6 protein-coding genes, 8 tRNA genes, 3 rRNA genes, 1 pseudogene and 1 other annotated feature (1 of these 19 running past the window's edge) are annotated in these 14,954 nt (G+C 50.4%); all 18 genes and pseudogenes read left to right on the top strand.

Annotation, left to right across the window (positions count from 1 at the left end):
* The first annotated feature begins 34 nt into the window (after positions 1-34).
* Positions 35-1,583 (top strand): 16S ribosomal RNA (locus ABNN70_RS03435).
* Positions 1,584-1,764: 181 nt separating this feature from the next.
* Positions 1,765-4,695, top strand: a 23S ribosomal RNA gene (locus ABNN70_RS03430).
* An 85-nt stretch (positions 4,696-4,780) separates the two neighbouring features.
* Positions 4,781-4,897, top strand: a 5S ribosomal RNA gene (gene rrf / locus ABNN70_RS03425).
* The 16S, 23S and 5S rRNA genes sit together here with 8 tRNA genes alongside, the layout of an rRNA operon.
* 5 nt (positions 4,898-4,902) lie before the next feature.
* Positions 4,903-4,975, top strand: a tRNA-Val gene (locus ABNN70_RS03420).
* A 7-nt stretch (positions 4,976-4,982) separates the two neighbouring features.
* Positions 4,983-5,055, top strand: a tRNA-Thr gene (locus tag ABNN70_RS03415).
* Positions 5,056-5,071: 16 nt separating this feature from the next.
* Positions 5,072-5,146, top strand: a tRNA-Lys gene (locus ABNN70_RS03410).
* A 38-nt stretch (positions 5,147-5,184) separates the two neighbouring features.
* A tRNA-Gly gene (locus ABNN70_RS03405) sits at positions 5,185-5,259 on the top strand.
* A 16-nt stretch (positions 5,260-5,275) separates the two neighbouring features.
* A tRNA-Leu gene (locus ABNN70_RS03400) sits at positions 5,276-5,364 on the top strand.
* Positions 5,365-5,380: 16 nt separating this feature from the next.
* Positions 5,381-5,454, top strand: a tRNA-Arg gene (locus tag ABNN70_RS03395).
* Between the two features lie 4 nt (positions 5,455-5,458).
* A tRNA-Pro gene (locus ABNN70_RS03390) sits at positions 5,459-5,532 on the top strand.
* 27 nt (positions 5,533-5,559) lie between these two features.
* Positions 5,560-5,633 (top strand) — tRNA-Ala (locus tag ABNN70_RS03385).
* A 291-nt stretch (positions 5,634-5,924) separates the two neighbouring features.
* Positions 5,925-6,386, top strand: coding sequence for a CtsR family transcriptional regulator (locus ABNN70_RS03380; protein ID WP_129929987.1), 462 nt, complete (start codon positions 5,925-5,927; stop codon positions 6,384-6,386).
* Positions 6,387-6,703: 317 nt separating this feature from the next.
* On the top strand, positions 6,704-9,151 hold the full coding sequence (clpC, locus tag ABNN70_RS03375; protein WP_353948759.1) for an ATP-dependent protease ATP-binding subunit ClpC: 2,448 nt from the start codon (positions 6,704-6,706) through the stop codon (positions 9,149-9,151).
* A 189-nt stretch (positions 9,152-9,340) separates the two neighbouring features.
* Positions 9,341-10,747, top strand: a complete 1,407-nt coding sequence (gene radA, locus ABNN70_RS03370) for a DNA repair protein RadA (RefSeq protein WP_353948758.1) — start codon at positions 9,341-9,343, stop codon at positions 10,745-10,747.
* A gap of 118 nt (positions 10,748-10,865) precedes the next feature.
* The gene (locus tag ABNN70_RS03365) at positions 10,866-11,972 is read left to right on the top strand and encodes a PIN/TRAM domain-containing protein (RefSeq protein ID WP_353948757.1); all 1,107 of its coding nucleotides are present in this window, start codon (positions 10,866-10,868) and stop codon (positions 11,970-11,972) included.
* A gap of 31 nt (positions 11,973-12,003) precedes the next feature.
* Complete coding sequence (ispD, locus tag ABNN70_RS03360) at positions 12,004-12,723, top strand: 2-C-methyl-D-erythritol 4-phosphate cytidylyltransferase (protein WP_353948756.1); 720 nt, start codon at positions 12,004-12,006, stop codon at positions 12,721-12,723.
* Complete coding sequence (ispF, locus tag ABNN70_RS03355; RefSeq protein WP_129929992.1) at positions 12,701-13,183, top strand: 2-C-methyl-D-erythritol 2,4-cyclodiphosphate synthase; 483 nt, start codon at positions 12,701-12,703, stop codon at positions 13,181-13,183. The genes ispD and ispF overlap by 23 nt, the downstream gene beginning before the upstream one ends.
* Positions 13,184-13,302: 119 nt before the next feature.
* Positions 13,303-14,783: pseudogene (gltX, locus tag ABNN70_RS03350) on the top strand (glutamate--tRNA ligase).
* Positions 14,784-14,823: 40 nt separating this feature from the next.
* Positions 14,824-14,954, top strand: a binding site (T-box leader); it runs 80 nt beyond the window's last position.

The following is a 14,954-nucleotide window of genomic DNA, read 5'->3' as shown; positions in this document are numbered from 1 at the left end:
CGGATGCCGAAAGGGATCCGGAAGAAGCAATACTTTTTTGGAGAGTTTGATCCTGGCTCAGGACGAACGCTGGCGGCGTGCCTAATACATGCAAGTCGTGCGCACAGAGGGGAGCTTGCTCCCTGAGGTGAGCGGCGGATGGGTGAGTAACACGTGGGCAACCTGCCGGTCAGACTGGGATAACTGTGGGAAACCGCAGCTAATACCGGATGATCCTCCGCACCGCATGGTGCGGAGCTGAAAGATGGTTTCGGCCATCACTGACTGATGGGCCCGCGGTGCATTAGCTTGTTGGCGGGGTAACGGCCCACCAAGGCTGCGATGCATAGCCGACCTGAGAGGGTGATCGGCCACATTGGGACTGAGACACGGCCCAAACTCCTACGGGAGGCAGCAGTAGGGAATCTTCCACAATGGACGAAAGTCTGATGGAGCAACGCCGCGTGAGCGAAGAAGGTTTTCGGATCGTAAAGCTCTGTTGCCGGAGAAGAACGGATGCGGGAGGAAATGTCCGCGTCGTGACGGTATCCGGCCAGAAAGCCACGGCTAACTACGTGCCAGCAGCCGCGGTAATACGTAGGTGGCAAGCGTTGTCCGGAATTATTGGGCGTAAAGCGCGCGCAGGCGGCTTCTTAAGTCTGATGTGAAATTCTGCAGCTCAACTGCAGGCGGGCATTGGAAACTGGGGAGCTTGAGTACAGAAGAGGAGAGTAGAATTCCACGTGTAGCGGTGAAATGCGTAGAGATGTGGAGGAATACCAGTGGCGAAGGCGGCTCTCTGGTCTGTTACTGACGCTGAGGTGCGAAAGCGTGGGGAGCGAACAGGATTAGATACCCTGGTAGTCCACGCCGTAAACGATGAATGCCAGGTGTTAGGGGGTCCAACCCCTTAGTGCTGAAGTTAACACATTAAGCATTCCGCCTGGGGAGTACGGCCGCAAGGCTGAAACTCAAAGGAATTGACGGGGGCCCGCACAAGCAGTGGAGCATGTGGTTTAATTCGAAGCAACGCGAAGAACCTTACCAGGTCTTGACATCCTTCGACCGCCCGAGAGATCGGGTTTTCCCCTTCGGGGACGAAGTGACAGGTGGTGCATGGTTGTCGTCAGCTCGTGTCGTGAGATGTTGGGTTAAGTCCCGCAACGAGCGCAACCCTTGACCCTGGTTGCCAGCATTCAGTTGGGCACTCGAGGGTGACTGCCGGTGACAAACCGGAGGAAGGTGGGGATGACGTCAAATCATCATGCCCCTTATGATCTGGGCTACACACGTGCTACAATGGGCGGTACAAAGGGCAGCGAGGCCGCGAGGCTGAGCCAATCCCATAAAGCCGCCCCCAGTTCGGATTGCAGGCTGCAACCCGCCTGCATGAAGCCGGAATTGCTAGTAATCGCGGATCAGCATGCCGCGGTGAATCCGTTCCCGGGCCTTGTACACACCGCCCGTCACACCACGAGAGTTTGTAACACCCGAAGTCGGTGCGGGAACCTTTATGGGCCCAGCCGCCGAAGGTGGGACAAATGATTGGGGTGAAGTCGTAACAAGGTAGCCGTATCGGAAGGTGCGGCTGGATCACCTCCTTTCTAAGGAAACGATCGATAGCGAAACGTTTGCGCTTTTGTTTGGTTTTGAAGGAGTCATTCCTTCAATACCCGGCGTGCCGCAGGGCACGCGGGACGATCCTTGAAAACTGGATAACGAAAGATACAGAAAACACGTCAAGAATTCCATTTTGTCCAGGACATGATCAATGATTGTGTCGGTGGTTAAGTTTTAAAGGGCACACGGTGGATGCCTTGGCACTGGGAGCCGATGAAGGACGGAACGAACTCCGATAAGCTCCGGGGAGCTGTAAGTGGGCTTTGATCCGGAGATTTCCGAATGGGGAAACCCCCTGTCCTGACGGACAGGATGACGCACTGAATCCATAGGGGCGTCAAGGCAGACCCGGGGAACTGAAACATCTCAGTACCCGGAGGAAGAGAAAGCAAATGCGATTTCCCGAGTAGTGGCGAGCGAAAAGGAAACAGCCCAAACCAGGGGGCTTGCCCCCTGGGGTTGTAGGACACTCCGCATGGAGTCAGAAAAGCGCGTTTCAGGCGAACGGCCTGGAAGGGCCGGCCGAAGAAGGCAAACGCCCTGTAGCCGAAGAGGCGCGCTCTCCGGAGTGGATCCTGAGTACGGCGGGACACGAGAAACCCCGTCGGAAGCCGGGAGGACCGTCTCCCAAGGCTAAATACTCCCCAGTGACCGATAGTGAACCAGTACCGTGAGGGAAAGGTGAAAAGCACCCCGGAAGGGGAGTGAAAGAGATCCTGAAACCGTGTGCCTGCAAGTAGTTGGAGCCCCTTCGGGGGTGACAGCGTACCTTTTGTAGAATGGACCGGTGAGTGGCGATTCTGAGCAAGGTTAAGCCGGAGAGGCGGAGCCGCAGCGAAAGCGAGTCTGAAGAGGGCGAATGAGTTCAGGGTTGCCGACCCGAAACCGTGTGATCTACCCATGTCCAGGGTGAAGTCCAGGTAACACTGGATGGAGGCCCGAACCCACGCATGTTGAAAAATGCGGGGATGAGGTGTGGGTAGGGGTGAAATGCCAATCGAACACGGAGATAGCTGGTTCTCCCCGAAATAGCTTTAGGGCTAGCCTCGGAGAAAGAGGTCTGGAGGTAGAGCACTGATTGAATAAGGGGTCCCCACAGGATTACCGAGTTCAGTCAAACTCCGAATGCCAGACGCTCAGGCTCCGGGAGTCAGACGGCGAGTGATAAGATCCGTCGTCGAAAGGGAAACAGCCCAGACCGCCGGCTAAGGTCCCTAAGTTTGCGCTGAGTGGGAAAGGATGTGGCGTTGCCCAGACAACCAGGATGTTGGCTCAGAAGCAGCCACCATTTAAAGAGTGCGTAATAGCTCACTGGTCGAGTGGCGCCGCGCCGAAAATGTAACGGGGCTAAGCGCAGCACCGAAGCCGCGGATGACTCTTTCAGAGTCATGGTAGGGGAGCGTTCCAGAGGCCGGGAAGGTCTGCCGGAAGGCAGGCTGGAGCGTCTGGAAGTGAGAATGCCGGTATGAGTAACGAAAAGAGGAGTGAGAATCTCCTCCGTCGAAAGCCCGAGGGTTCCTGGGGAAGGTTCGTCCGCCCAGGGTCAGTCGGGGCCTAAGCCGAGGCCGAAAGGCGTAGGCGATGGACAACAGGTGGATATTCCTGTACCGCTGGAACACGTTTGAGTGAAGGGGGGACGCAGGAAGGCGAGGTCAGCGCACGGATGGAAGCGTGCGTTCAAGCCGCGAGGCCGGCAGCGAGGCAAATCCCGCTGTCTGAGGCCGGACGGTGATGAGGAGGGAAATTTAAGTACCGAAGGGCCACAACCTACACTGCCTAGAAAAGCCTCTGGCGAGTGAACCAGCGCCCGTACCCAAACCGACACAGGTGGGCAAGAAGAGAATTCTGAGACGCTCGGGAGAACTCTCGTTAAGGAACTCGGCAAAATCACCCCGTAACTTCGGGAGAAGGGGTGCTCAAAGGGCCTTCGGGCCCTCTGAGCCGCAGTGAAAAGATCCAAGCGACTGTTTACCAAAAACACAGGTTTCTGCTAAACCGAAAGGTGATGTATAGGGGCTGACACCTGCCCGGTGCTGGAAGGTTAAGAGGAGAGGTCATCCCTTCGGGGAGAAGCTTTGAACCGAAGCCCCAGTAAACGGCGGCCGTAACTATAACGGTCCTAAGGTAGCGAAATTCCTTGTCGGGTAAGTTCCGACCCGCACGAAAGGTGTAACGATTTGGATACTGTCTCAACGAGAGACCCGGTGAAATTATAGTACCTGTGAAGATGCAGGTTACCCGCGACAGGACGGAAAGACCCCATGGAGCTTTACTGCAGCCTGATATTGGATGTGGGTATCGATTGTACAGGATAGGCAGGAGCCTTTGACGCCGGACCGCCAGGTTCGGCTGAGGCGCCGGTGGGATACTGCCCTTTCGATACCGACATTCTAACCCGGGACCGTGATCCGGTCCGGAGACAGTGTCAGGCAGGCAGTTTGACTGGGGCGGTCGCCTCCCAAAAGGTAACGGAGGCGCCCAAAGGTTCCCTCAGAATGGTTGGAAATCATTCGCAGAGTGTAAAGGCACAAGGGAGCTTGACTGCGAGACCCACAAGTCGAGCAGGGACGAAAGTCGGGCTTAGTGATCCGGTGGCACCGCATGGAAGGGCCATCGCTCAACGGATAAAAGCTACCCTGGGGATAACAGGCTTATCTCCCCCAAGAGTTCACATCGACGGGGAGGTTTGGCACCTCGATGTCGGCTCATCGCATCCTGGGGCTGAAGTAGGTCCCAAGGGTTGGGCTGTTCGCCCATTAAAGCGGTACGCGAGCTGGGTTCAGAACGTCGTGAGACAGTTCGGTCCCTATCCGTCGCGGGCGCAGGAAATTTGAGGAGAGCTGTCCTTAGTACGAGAGGACCGGGATGGACACACCGCTGGTGTACCAGTTGTTCCGCCAGGAGCAGACGCTGGGTAGCTATGTGTGGACGGGATAAGTGCTGAAAGCATCTAAGCATGAAGCCCCCTCCAAGATGAGATTTCCCACAGCTTTAAGCTGGTAAGGCCCCTCAGAGATGATGAGGTGGATAGGTCTGGAGTGGAAGCGCGGTGACGCGTGAAGCGGACAGATACTAATCGGCCGAGGGCTTAACCCAAAGTCAGCGGACAGAAGGAAAAAAGACGTGCTGTATCTTTCGTTACCGGTTTTGAGGGGTCGCCCGACCCCGGGTGATTTTCAAGTCTGGCGGTCATAGCGAAGAGGTCACACCCGTTCCCATCCCGAACACGGTCGTTAAGCTCTTCTGTGCCGATGGTAGTGGGGGGCTGTCCCCCTGTGAGAGTAGGTCACTGCCAGGCGATATGGAGGATTAGCTCAGCTGGGAGAGCGTCTGCCTTACAAGCAGAGGGTCATAGGTTCGAGCCCTATATCCTCCATTTTCATGCCGGTCTAGCTCAATTGGTAGAGCAACTGAATCGTAATCAGTAGGTTGGGGGTTCAAGTCCTCTGACCGGCACTGTTTTAATCTGTGTGAGCCACTAGCTCAGGGGTAGAGCATCTGACTTTTAATCAGAGGGTCGAAGGTTCAAATCCTTCGTGGCTCACCATTTGTTATTATATTTATTCATTCCGGATATTACATATTGCGGAAGTAGTTCAGTGGTAGAACACCACCTTGCCATGGTGGGGGTCGCGGGTTCGAATCCCGTCTTCCGCTCCATTTCATTTACCAGTGTGCCGGGGTGGCGAAATTGGCAGACGCACAGGACTTAAAATCCTGCGGTAGGTGACTACCGTGCCGGTTCGAGTCCGGCCCTCGGCACCATTTATTCTGTTATTTTGCGCCCTTAGCTCAATTGGATAGAGCGTCTGACTACGGATCAGAAGGTTGGGGATTCGAGTTCTCTAGGGCGCATTTTCGGGAAGTGGCTCAGCTTGGTAGAGCACCACGTTCGGGACGTGGGGGTCGCAGGTTCAAATCCTGTCTTCCCGATTTTTTTATACAGGATTTTGTCCGAATGGGGCCTTAGCTCAGCCGGGAGAGCGCCTGCTTTGCACGCAGGAGGTTCGGGAGTTCGATCCTCCCAGGCTCCACTTACAGCTTTGTTATATGAAGTTAAAGTGAAATTTACGGTGCTTCCGTCTCGTTAAAGAAGCAACGTAAATTTTTTTATCTTTTATGAATGCCGGGAATTTTGCAGGGAAGAATTTTTAGATAAGTAAAGCTTCTGACAGCTGACAGGCTCCCTCAAATTTCTCCTCCATAAGTTCTTCCTGTTCCGTTATTTTTCCAAATTGGGGATGACAGAGGTTGATTATTTTTGCAAATACATACATAATAAAATTATAGTCAAAGTTAGTCAAGGTCAGGGAGATGGTGCCCCGATGAGGAACATTTCAGATATTATTGAAAAATACATTAAGGATATACTGGACTCAGGTGATGATGCGATTAAGATTAAACGAAGTGAGCTAGCTGAAAAATTTCAGTGTGTTCCCTCCCAGATTAATTATGTTTTAAAAACCCGTTTTTCTGTTGAAAGAGGATATGTCGTTGAAAGTAAACGGGGTGGTGGTGGTTATATTCAGGTGATCAAAGTCCGTCCCGTCACAGATGCCGACTTAATTGATGAAATGATTCATTTAATTGACTACAGTCTGACTGAGAATATGGCCGACTCGATTATTGTTCATCTTCTGGAAGAAGATGTCATCAGCGAAAGGGAAGCAAGGCTGATGCTCAGCGCTACTGATCGTGGTGTGCTCGATTTTGGTATCCCGATAAGAGACGAAATGCGTGCGAATATTTTAAAGGCGATGTTGCAGTCACTGACGTACAGACGCTGATCAGGCAGCACCCTGAGCATGGATCCCGATATTTTTTGTTGGCAGGGAATGAAGGAATTTTTCAGCAGGGTGCAGAAATAATAAGTAAGTGGTTGAAAATAAAGTGATGCAAAACGGACAGCTGGAGTGACTTTGGTTGAACCATTACAGAATGTTCACTACAATAGACAGAACAGGAAAGAGTATTCCTGTCTGATACCCGGTAGTCGGCGGGATGTGGTCAACGGAGGAGCTTTTCGAATAAGGTACAGTTAAGGTTCTTTTTTAATCATGTGATCCATCCTGCGGACAGTGGATATGAAAAGGGGGCCACAATCATGATGTTTGGACGATTTACAGAACGCGCTCAAAAAGTGCTCGCACTCTCTCAGGAAGAAGCCATGAGACTTGGTCATAATAATATCGGCACGGAACATATTCTTCTTGGTTTGGTCCGGGAAGGTGACGGTATCGCAGCCAAGGCGCTTAAGGCGTTGAACCTCAGTCCGGAGAAAATCCAGAAGGAAGTGGAGGCACTGATCGGACGCGGGAGCGAAACGGTTCAGACGCCACACTATACGCCCAGAGCAAAAAGGGTCATTGAATTGTCAATGGATGAAGCACGAAAGATTGGTCATTCTTACGTGGGTACAGAACATATTCTGCTTGGACTGATACGTGAAGGTGAAGGCGTGGCTGCCCGGGTACTCAATAATCTGGGTGTCAGCCTGAATAAGGCAAGACAGCAGGTTTTACAGCTGCTTGGGAGTCATGAAGCTACGTCCGGTGGTTCACAGAGCCGCAATGCAGCTCATGCCAGCACGCCGACTCTGGACAGCCTGGCAAGGGACCTGACTTCTATGGCCAGTGAAGGAAACCTGGATCCGGTTATCGGAAGAAGTAAGGAAATTGAACGGGTGATTGAAGTACTGAGCAGAAGAACGAAAAATAACCCGGTTCTGATCGGAGAACCGGGTGTCGGGAAAACCGCTGTTGCAGAAGGCCTGGCACAGGAAATTGATAATAATGAAGTGCCCGAGATTCTCCGTGACAAACGGGTCATGACATTAGATATGGGAACTGTTGTGGCCGGAACAAAATACCGCGGGGAGTTTGAAGATCGGCTGAAAAAAGTAATGGATGAAATCAGACAGGCGGGCAATATCATTCTGTTCATCGACGAACTTCATACGCTGATTGGTGCGGGTGGTGCTGAAGGGGCAATAGATGCTTCGAACATTCTTAAACCCTCTCTGTCCCGCGGAGAATTGCAGTGTATCGGAGCCACAACTATTGATGAGTATAGAAAGTATATTGAGAAAGATGCGGCTCTTGAACGCCGATTCCAGCCGATTACAGTTAAAGAGCCGACAAAGGAACAGTCAGTCCTGATATTAAAGGGACTTCGCGACCGTTATGAAGCGCATCATCGGGTTAAGATTACGGATGAGGCGATAGAGGCCGCTGTACGCCTCTCAGACCGCTATATTTCCGACCGCTTCCTTCCCGATAAGGCGATTGATTTAATGGATGAGGCCTCATCTAAAGTACGTCTGCGTTCTTATACGGCTCCGCCGAACCTTAAAGAACTGGAGCAGAAGCTTGAGACGGTGAAAAAAGAAAAGGATGCAGCAGTTCAAAGTCAGGAATTTGAGAAGGCCGCCTCACTCCGTGATCATGAGCAGAAGCTGAAAGAACAGGTAGATCTCTGCGAAAAAGAGTGGAAAGAAAAACAGGGGCAAGAAAACACCCAGGTGCTTCCAAATGACATTGCGCTGGTTGTTGCCAACTGGACAGGAATTCCTGTCGTCCGTATGGAACAGAAGGAGAGCGAGCGTTTGCTGCATATGGAAGAAATTCTGCACAAACGTGTTATCGGTCAGGATGAAGCGATCACAGCAATTTCACACGCTGTCCGGAGAGCACGGGCAGGTCTTAAAGATCCCAAACGTCCGATTGGTTCATTTATCTTTCTTGGCCCTACCGGTGTGGGGAAAACGGAGCTGGCCCGGGCGGTTGCGGAAACGCTCTTTGGTGATGAAGAAGCGATTATCCGTATTGATATGTCCGAATATATGGAGAAGCACACAACTTCCCGGCTTGTCGGCTCTCCTCCGGGTTACGTCGGCCATGATGAGGGCGGACAGCTGACGGAAAAAGTACGACGGAAGCCTTATTCAGTGATTCTTTTTGATGAAATTGAAAAAGCACATCCCGATGTTTTCAATATTCTCCTTCAGGTACTGGATGATGGCAGACTGACGGATTCGAAGGGACGGACCGTTGATTTTCGGAACACAGCGATCATCATGACATCAAATGTCGGCGCTACCGAACTCAAACGGAACAAATATGTTGGCTTTACCGTCGGAGACAAGGGAGAGGAATATAAAGAAATGAAGGGGAAGGTGATGACCGAACTGAAACGGGCATTCCGACCTGAATTTCTGAACCGGATTGATGAGATTATTGTGTTCCACCATTTGACCAAGCCTCAGCTGATGGAGATTGTTTCGCTTCTGGCTGAACGTCTGAAACATCGTCTGTCCAGCCAGGGTATTGTCATCGATTTGACCGATGCGGCTAAGAGCCGGATCGTTGAGGAAGGTTATGATCCCGAATACGGTGCCCGTCCACTGCGTCGTGCGCTGCAAAAACGCGTTGAAGATAAATTGTCCGAAGAGCTGCTTATGGGGCATATTACTAAGGGAACCCATGTTGTTATTGATTATCAAGACGGTGATTATACAGTTAACAAAAAAGAAGCAGCAGTCGCGAAATCCTGATGTCCGGCAGGCCGGACCGTTTTTGCGGCTAAAAGAGCCAAAGCCTGAAAAAAGCCTTGGCTCTTTTGCACTTTAAGAAAGTAAAAAATGTTCGGAAAGACCAGGTTTCTGGCGGTGTCTGCGACTTGTCAGTCGTCAGGTTTTCTTAATAGATCCCGAATTTTTAATTGAATCAGGCAAGGTGATTAAATGGCAAAGGCAAAATCAGTATTTATATGCCAGGAATGTGGCTATAAAAGCCCCAAATGGATGGGACGCTGTCCGGAGTGCCGGAACTGGAATACCATGGTTGAAGAATTGATACAGCCGGCAAACGCCGCTCATGGCCCGGTTAAAAAAAATAATCGTCCCGCTCTCCTGTCTGATGTGACCCTGGATGAGGAACCAAGGATTATTACCGGAATGAAGGAGTTTAACCGTGTGATGGGCGGAGGCATTGTCCCTGCATCACTGACCCTTGTAGGAGGTGACCCGGGCATAGGCAAGTCGACACTTCTCCTTCAGGTTTCCGATCATCTGGCTTCACATGGCCATACGGTGTTGTATATATCGGGAGAAGAATCGATTCGGCAGACCAGAATGCGCGCCGGACGGCTGAATGTCAGTTCGGATGGGCTTTATGTTCTGTCAGAAACGGACATCAGTCAGATTGAGATGCATATGAAAGAGGTTCATCCGGAAGTGATGATTATTGATTCCATTCAGACGATCTATCATCCTGATGTTACTTCAGCACCGGGCAGTATTTCACAAATCAGAGAATGCACAGGTCAATTGCTGCGGATCGCCAAGACCAGCGGAACCGCCATATTTATTGTCGGTCATGTCACAAAAAACGGGGCGCTTGCAGGTCCAAGGACTCTTGAACATATGGTCGACACCGTTTTATATTTTGAAGGGGAGCGCCATCACACATTTCGTATCCTTCGGGCGGTAAAAAACCGCTTCGGTTCTACGAATGAAATGGGTGTGTTTGAAATGAAAGAGGAAGGATTGACAGAGGTCTTAAATCCATCGGAAATATTTCTTCAGGAACGGACAAGTGGCGCATCAGGATCGGCCGTTGTCGCCGCCATGGAAGGAACCCGGCCGATTCTTGTTGAGATCCAGGCACTGGTTACACCCACTAATTTCGGGAACCCGCGCAGGATGGCAGCAGGACTTGATAATAATCGGATGTCACTGATTATGGCTGTGCTCGAGAAAAGAGCCGGGCTCCTGCTTCAGAACCAGGATGCCTACGTGAACGTTGCCGGCGGGATAAAACTGGATGAACCGGCAACAGACCTGGCAACTGCCATCAGCATTGCATCCAGTTTCAGTAACCGTCCGACCGGTGTGACCGACATCTTCATTGGGGAAGTCGGACTGACCGGTGAAGTCAGGCGGGTGTCCCGGATCGAACAGAGAGTGAACGAGGCCAGTAAACTCGGGTTTACCAAAGCGTATATTCCTGCAAAAAATATGGGCGGGTGGCGGAAACCTGAGGGGATTCAGATCATTGGAGCAGACTCACTTGTTCAAGTTATGCAACTGGCGCTGGGGAAAACTGAAGTACCGCTGTCAGATTCGCCCTTTTTCCCACCGAAAGTCTAGCAGAATGACAAACCAGCAATTGTTTTGCAGGTAATTTTAAAGATTTTTATCTGTTAATCCCGAAAATCCGTTTTTATTTTTTTATTTTGTCCATACTGAGTGGAGGAGGTGACCACATATGTTAAAACGAGTAATACAATTATTTTTCATCCTGCTGGGCGGGACACTCGGCTTTGTTTATATACCCAAAATCATCGTACTGCTTAATTTTGGTGAAGGAATGCCGGAATGGCTGGCATCCCCGTTTATTGGCATGGCAGTCGGCGCGGTTATCATGACATTGTTGACATTCTGGTTTGTGGACTCATTAGTGCATTTAATGAAAACGTTTGAGGACAGAATTATGAAAGCGCCAATTACCGATGTTTTATTCGGGACACTTGGCCTGATTTTCGGGCTGGTAATATCCTACCTGATCCAGTTGCCCCTTGCTGCACTGAATATTCCCGGAATCAGCAACGTCCTTCCCATTTTTATTTATTTTTTTCTCGGATACCTTTTTTATCAGATCGGATCCAGAAAGCGAGATGAGCTGATTGGTCTGTTTCATCTGCCTGCCCGTTCGAAGGAGAAAAAAAAGGAAGCAAGATCTGAGCTAAGTTTGTCCGAAACAGGTTCGCCTTATAAAATTTTTGATACAAGCGTGATCATTGACGGCCGGATAGCTGATATTTGTCAGACGGGTTTTCTGGAGGGCACCATGGTTATACCACATTTTGTCCTTGAAGAACTGCAGCATATAGCGGACTCATCCGATGTGCTGAAACGAAACCGCGGCAGGCGCGGACTGGATATTCTGAACCGGATTCAGAAGGACCACTCGATCCATGTCAATCTTTATGAAGGAGACTATGATGATATAACGGAAGTGGACAGCAAACTGGTTCGTCTCGCAAAAGAGTCAGGTGGCATTGTTGTAACAAATGATTTCAACCTGAATAAAGTCTGTGAATTCCAAGGTGTACGTGTTTTAAATATTAATGACCTGGCTAATGCCGTCAAACCGGTTGTTTTACCGGGAGAAGAGCTTCAGGTTCAGGTTATAAAAGACGGGAAAGAGCAGAATCAGGGTGTCGGGTATCTTGACGACGGAACCATGATTGTGGTAGAAGAAGGACATAGGTATATTGGAAAAACCATCGATGTGATTATTACCAGTGTTCTGCAGACGTCTGCGGGTCGAATGATTTTTGCCAAACCGAAATTGCTGGAAAAAGCACTGTAAGACAGATGCAGTTGCGGAGGTTTTAAAAATAATGAATTATCAAGCGGTGATCGTCGCTGCAGGGCAGGGTTCGCGTATGGGATCGAATCAAAATAAAGTCCTTCTCCCCCTGCACAGTGAACCGGTAATCATCCATACGCTCCGTGTCTTTGATCAGGATCCATCCTGCAGAAAGATCGTTCTAGTCGTGCAAAATGCTGAATATCACACCTTCCGGTCATTAATCGAAACGTACGGGATCACGAAAAAGATTGATTTTGCGCCGGGTGGAGCTGAGCGGCAGGAAAGTGTCTATCACGGACTTCTGGCTCTCGAAGATTCTGATCCGGACAGTATTGTTCTTATTCATGACGGCGCCCGCCCATTCGTCACCCGACGCGGGATAGCCGAAACGGCAAAGCAGGCGTATGAATATGGCGCAGCACTTCTTGCTGTTCCGGTAAAAGACACCATTAAGCAGGTGGATGGCCGGGGCCAGGTTGCCGATACGCCGGATCGAAAAAGCCTGTGGGCGGCACAAACGCCTCAGGCTTTTCGCCTGTCTCTGATTCTTCGCGCACATCGGGCGGAGACCAATCATCCATTCGGGGCAACTGATGATGCCTCGCTTGTTGAACATCTTGATCTTCCGGTGAGGGTTGTCATGGGGAGTTATCGGAACATTAAGCTGACAACTCCGGAGGACATGGTTGTAGCAGAAAAGTTTTTTGAAGAAGAGGAGAATAACCATGCGGGTTGGCCACGGATTTGATGTCCATCAGTTCGCTGACGGACGTAAACTGATCATTGGCGGTGTTCACATTCCTGATGAAAAAGGGCTTGCCGGGCATTCAGACGCTGATGTCCTGCTGCATGCGATCAGTGATGCACTGCTTGGTGCTATGGGCGAGGGGGATATCGGTCGTCATTTTCCCGATACCGATGAGGCTTATAAAGATGCAGATTCAAAGATTCTGCTTGCGGATGTTGCGTCTTTAGTCCGGGAAAAAGATTATACAATCAGTAATATTGACAGCGTCGTCATTGCCCAGCGCCCGAAAATAGCGCCCTTCATCGCAGAAATGAGAACCACAATCGCATCCGTCGTGAACATCGATATGGACCAAATTAACGTCAAGGCGACAACGACCGAAAAGCTCGGATTTACCGGAAGAGGGGAAGGAATCGCTGCGGAAGCGATCTGCCTCATCGAGAAGTTGCAGCAGGACTGACCCATCCGGAGGCAGCACATGTCCTGAGCCGTGCATGCATGTAAAAAATTGCAAAAAACTGTTTTACCTTCAGTGATACGTGCTAAAATGAATAGGAATAACAGAAAGTGGTGAATGCATTGACTGAAGAAGTAAGGGTGCGCTATGCACCGAGTCCGACCGGATTCCTGCACATAGGTAATGCGCGTACCGCGATATTTAACTATCTTTTTGCCCGCCATGCAGGTGGAAAATTTATCATCCGTATCGAGGATACCGACCAGAAGCGGAATGTGGAAGGCGGCGTGGAAAGCCAGCTGAAGTTTCTGAAGTGGCTTGGTCTTGACTGGGATGAAAGTGTCGATGTCGGAGGACCCTATGGCCCTTACAGGCAGATGGAACGACTCGATATTTATAAAAAATACGCACAGGAACTGCTCGACAAAGGGCTTGCTTATAAATGTTACTGTACGGAGGAAGAACTGAAAGCAGAACGTGAATATCAGATGGCCCATAAGCAGGCACCGCACTATTCAGGCAAATGCCGCAATCTGACTGCGGATCAGATTGCCAGATATGTTGCCGAAGGGCGCAAACCGACGATCAGATTCAGAGTTCCTGAGAATCAGAAAATTGAATTTGACGACATGGTCAAGGGCCATGTCTCATTCGATTCCAACGATGTCAGTGACTTTGTTATCGTGAAACAGAATGGCGTGCCAACATACAACTTTGCTGTTGTTGTCGACGACCATCTGATGAAAATGACTCATGTTCTCCGCGGTGAGGAACACATCTCAAATACACCGAAACAGATTCTTATTTTCCGTGCCTTTGGCTGGCAGGCGCCCGTTTATGGCCATATGACCCTGATCGTTAACGAACATCATAAGAAACTGAGCAAGCGTGATCACAGTATTGTTCAGTTTATTGAACAATATAAAAACATGGGTTTCCTGCCGGATGCGCTGTTCAATTTTATTACACTGCTCGGCTGGTCGCCAAAAGGTGAAGACGAAATATTCACGCGGGACGAGTTTATTAAGATGTTTGATGCCGGCCGGCTCAGTAAATCACCGGCGATGTTTGACAAGTCTAAACTGGAATGGATGAACGGGCAGTATATCAACGAGCTTTCAAAAGAAGAGTATATTGCTTTTACTGTACCCTATCTGATCCAGAAAGGGCTGCTTCCGCGGGAGATGACTCCGGAACAGAAAGCATGGGCGGAGAAGGTTGTCCTGCTTTATCAGGAACAGTTGCACTATGGTGAAGAAATTGTTCAAGTCAGCGATATGTTTTTTAACAAGCGGATTACTATTGAAGAGCCGACAAAAGATGAGAAGAAGATTCTTGCGGGGATCAGGTCCATGACGTTCTTTCTGCATTTAACCGCGAACTGAAAACTCTGACGGAGTGGACGGCTGAAAAGATCGCACCGAAGATCAAAGTCGTTCAGAAGGAGACGAAACAGCGTGGATGGAAATTGTACATGCCCATCCGCGTCGTTGCAACTGGATCCCAGCATGGTCCGGAACTTCCGGAAGCCCTGGAACTGCTCGGGCGGGATCTGGTCATTAAACGTATGGATCATTATCTCGAAACGCAGCACGTCGGGTGATTCTGGATCACCCGGGTTCGGGCTGTTGCATAAAATAGCATAAAAAACGATGAAGAGGAATAGTAGGAATCAAGTCTGCCGGTACAGAGAGAGCAGCCGCGGGTGAGAGCCGCTCAGGCAGACTGATACTGAATGCACCTCTGAGTTTTTTCGTTGAAACCGGAGTAGACG

The organism is Sporolactobacillus sp. Y61 (assembly GCF_040529185.1).
GTDB lineage: Bacteria > Bacillota > Bacilli > Bacillales > Sporolactobacillaceae > Sporolactobacillus.
Note: the sequence above shows the minus strand (reverse complement) of the source record. Positions and strands in the feature narration are given on the sequence as shown.

What these genes read in the sequence shown, in the direction of transcription:
- ABNN70_RS03380 (WP_129929987.1), top strand. Translation starts at nt 5,925, where the DNA reads ATGAGGAACATTTCAGATATTATTGAAAAATACATTAAGGATATACTG.
- clpC (WP_353948759.1), top strand. Translation starts at nt 6,704, where the DNA reads ATGATGTTTGGACGATTTACAGAACGCGCTCAAAAAGTGCTCGCACTC.
- radA (WP_353948758.1), top strand. Translation starts at nt 9,341, where the DNA reads ATGGCAAAGGCAAAATCAGTATTTATATGCCAGGAATGTGGCTATAAA.
- ABNN70_RS03365 (WP_353948757.1), top strand. Translation starts at nt 10,866, where the DNA reads ATGTTAAAACGAGTAATACAATTATTTTTCATCCTGCTGGGCGGGACA.
- ispD (WP_353948756.1), top strand. Translation starts at nt 12,004, where the DNA reads ATGAATTATCAAGCGGTGATCGTCGCTGCAGGGCAGGGTTCGCGTATG.
- ispF (WP_129929992.1), top strand. Translation starts at nt 12,701, where the DNA reads ATGCGGGTTGGCCACGGATTTGATGTCCATCAGTTCGCTGACGGACGT.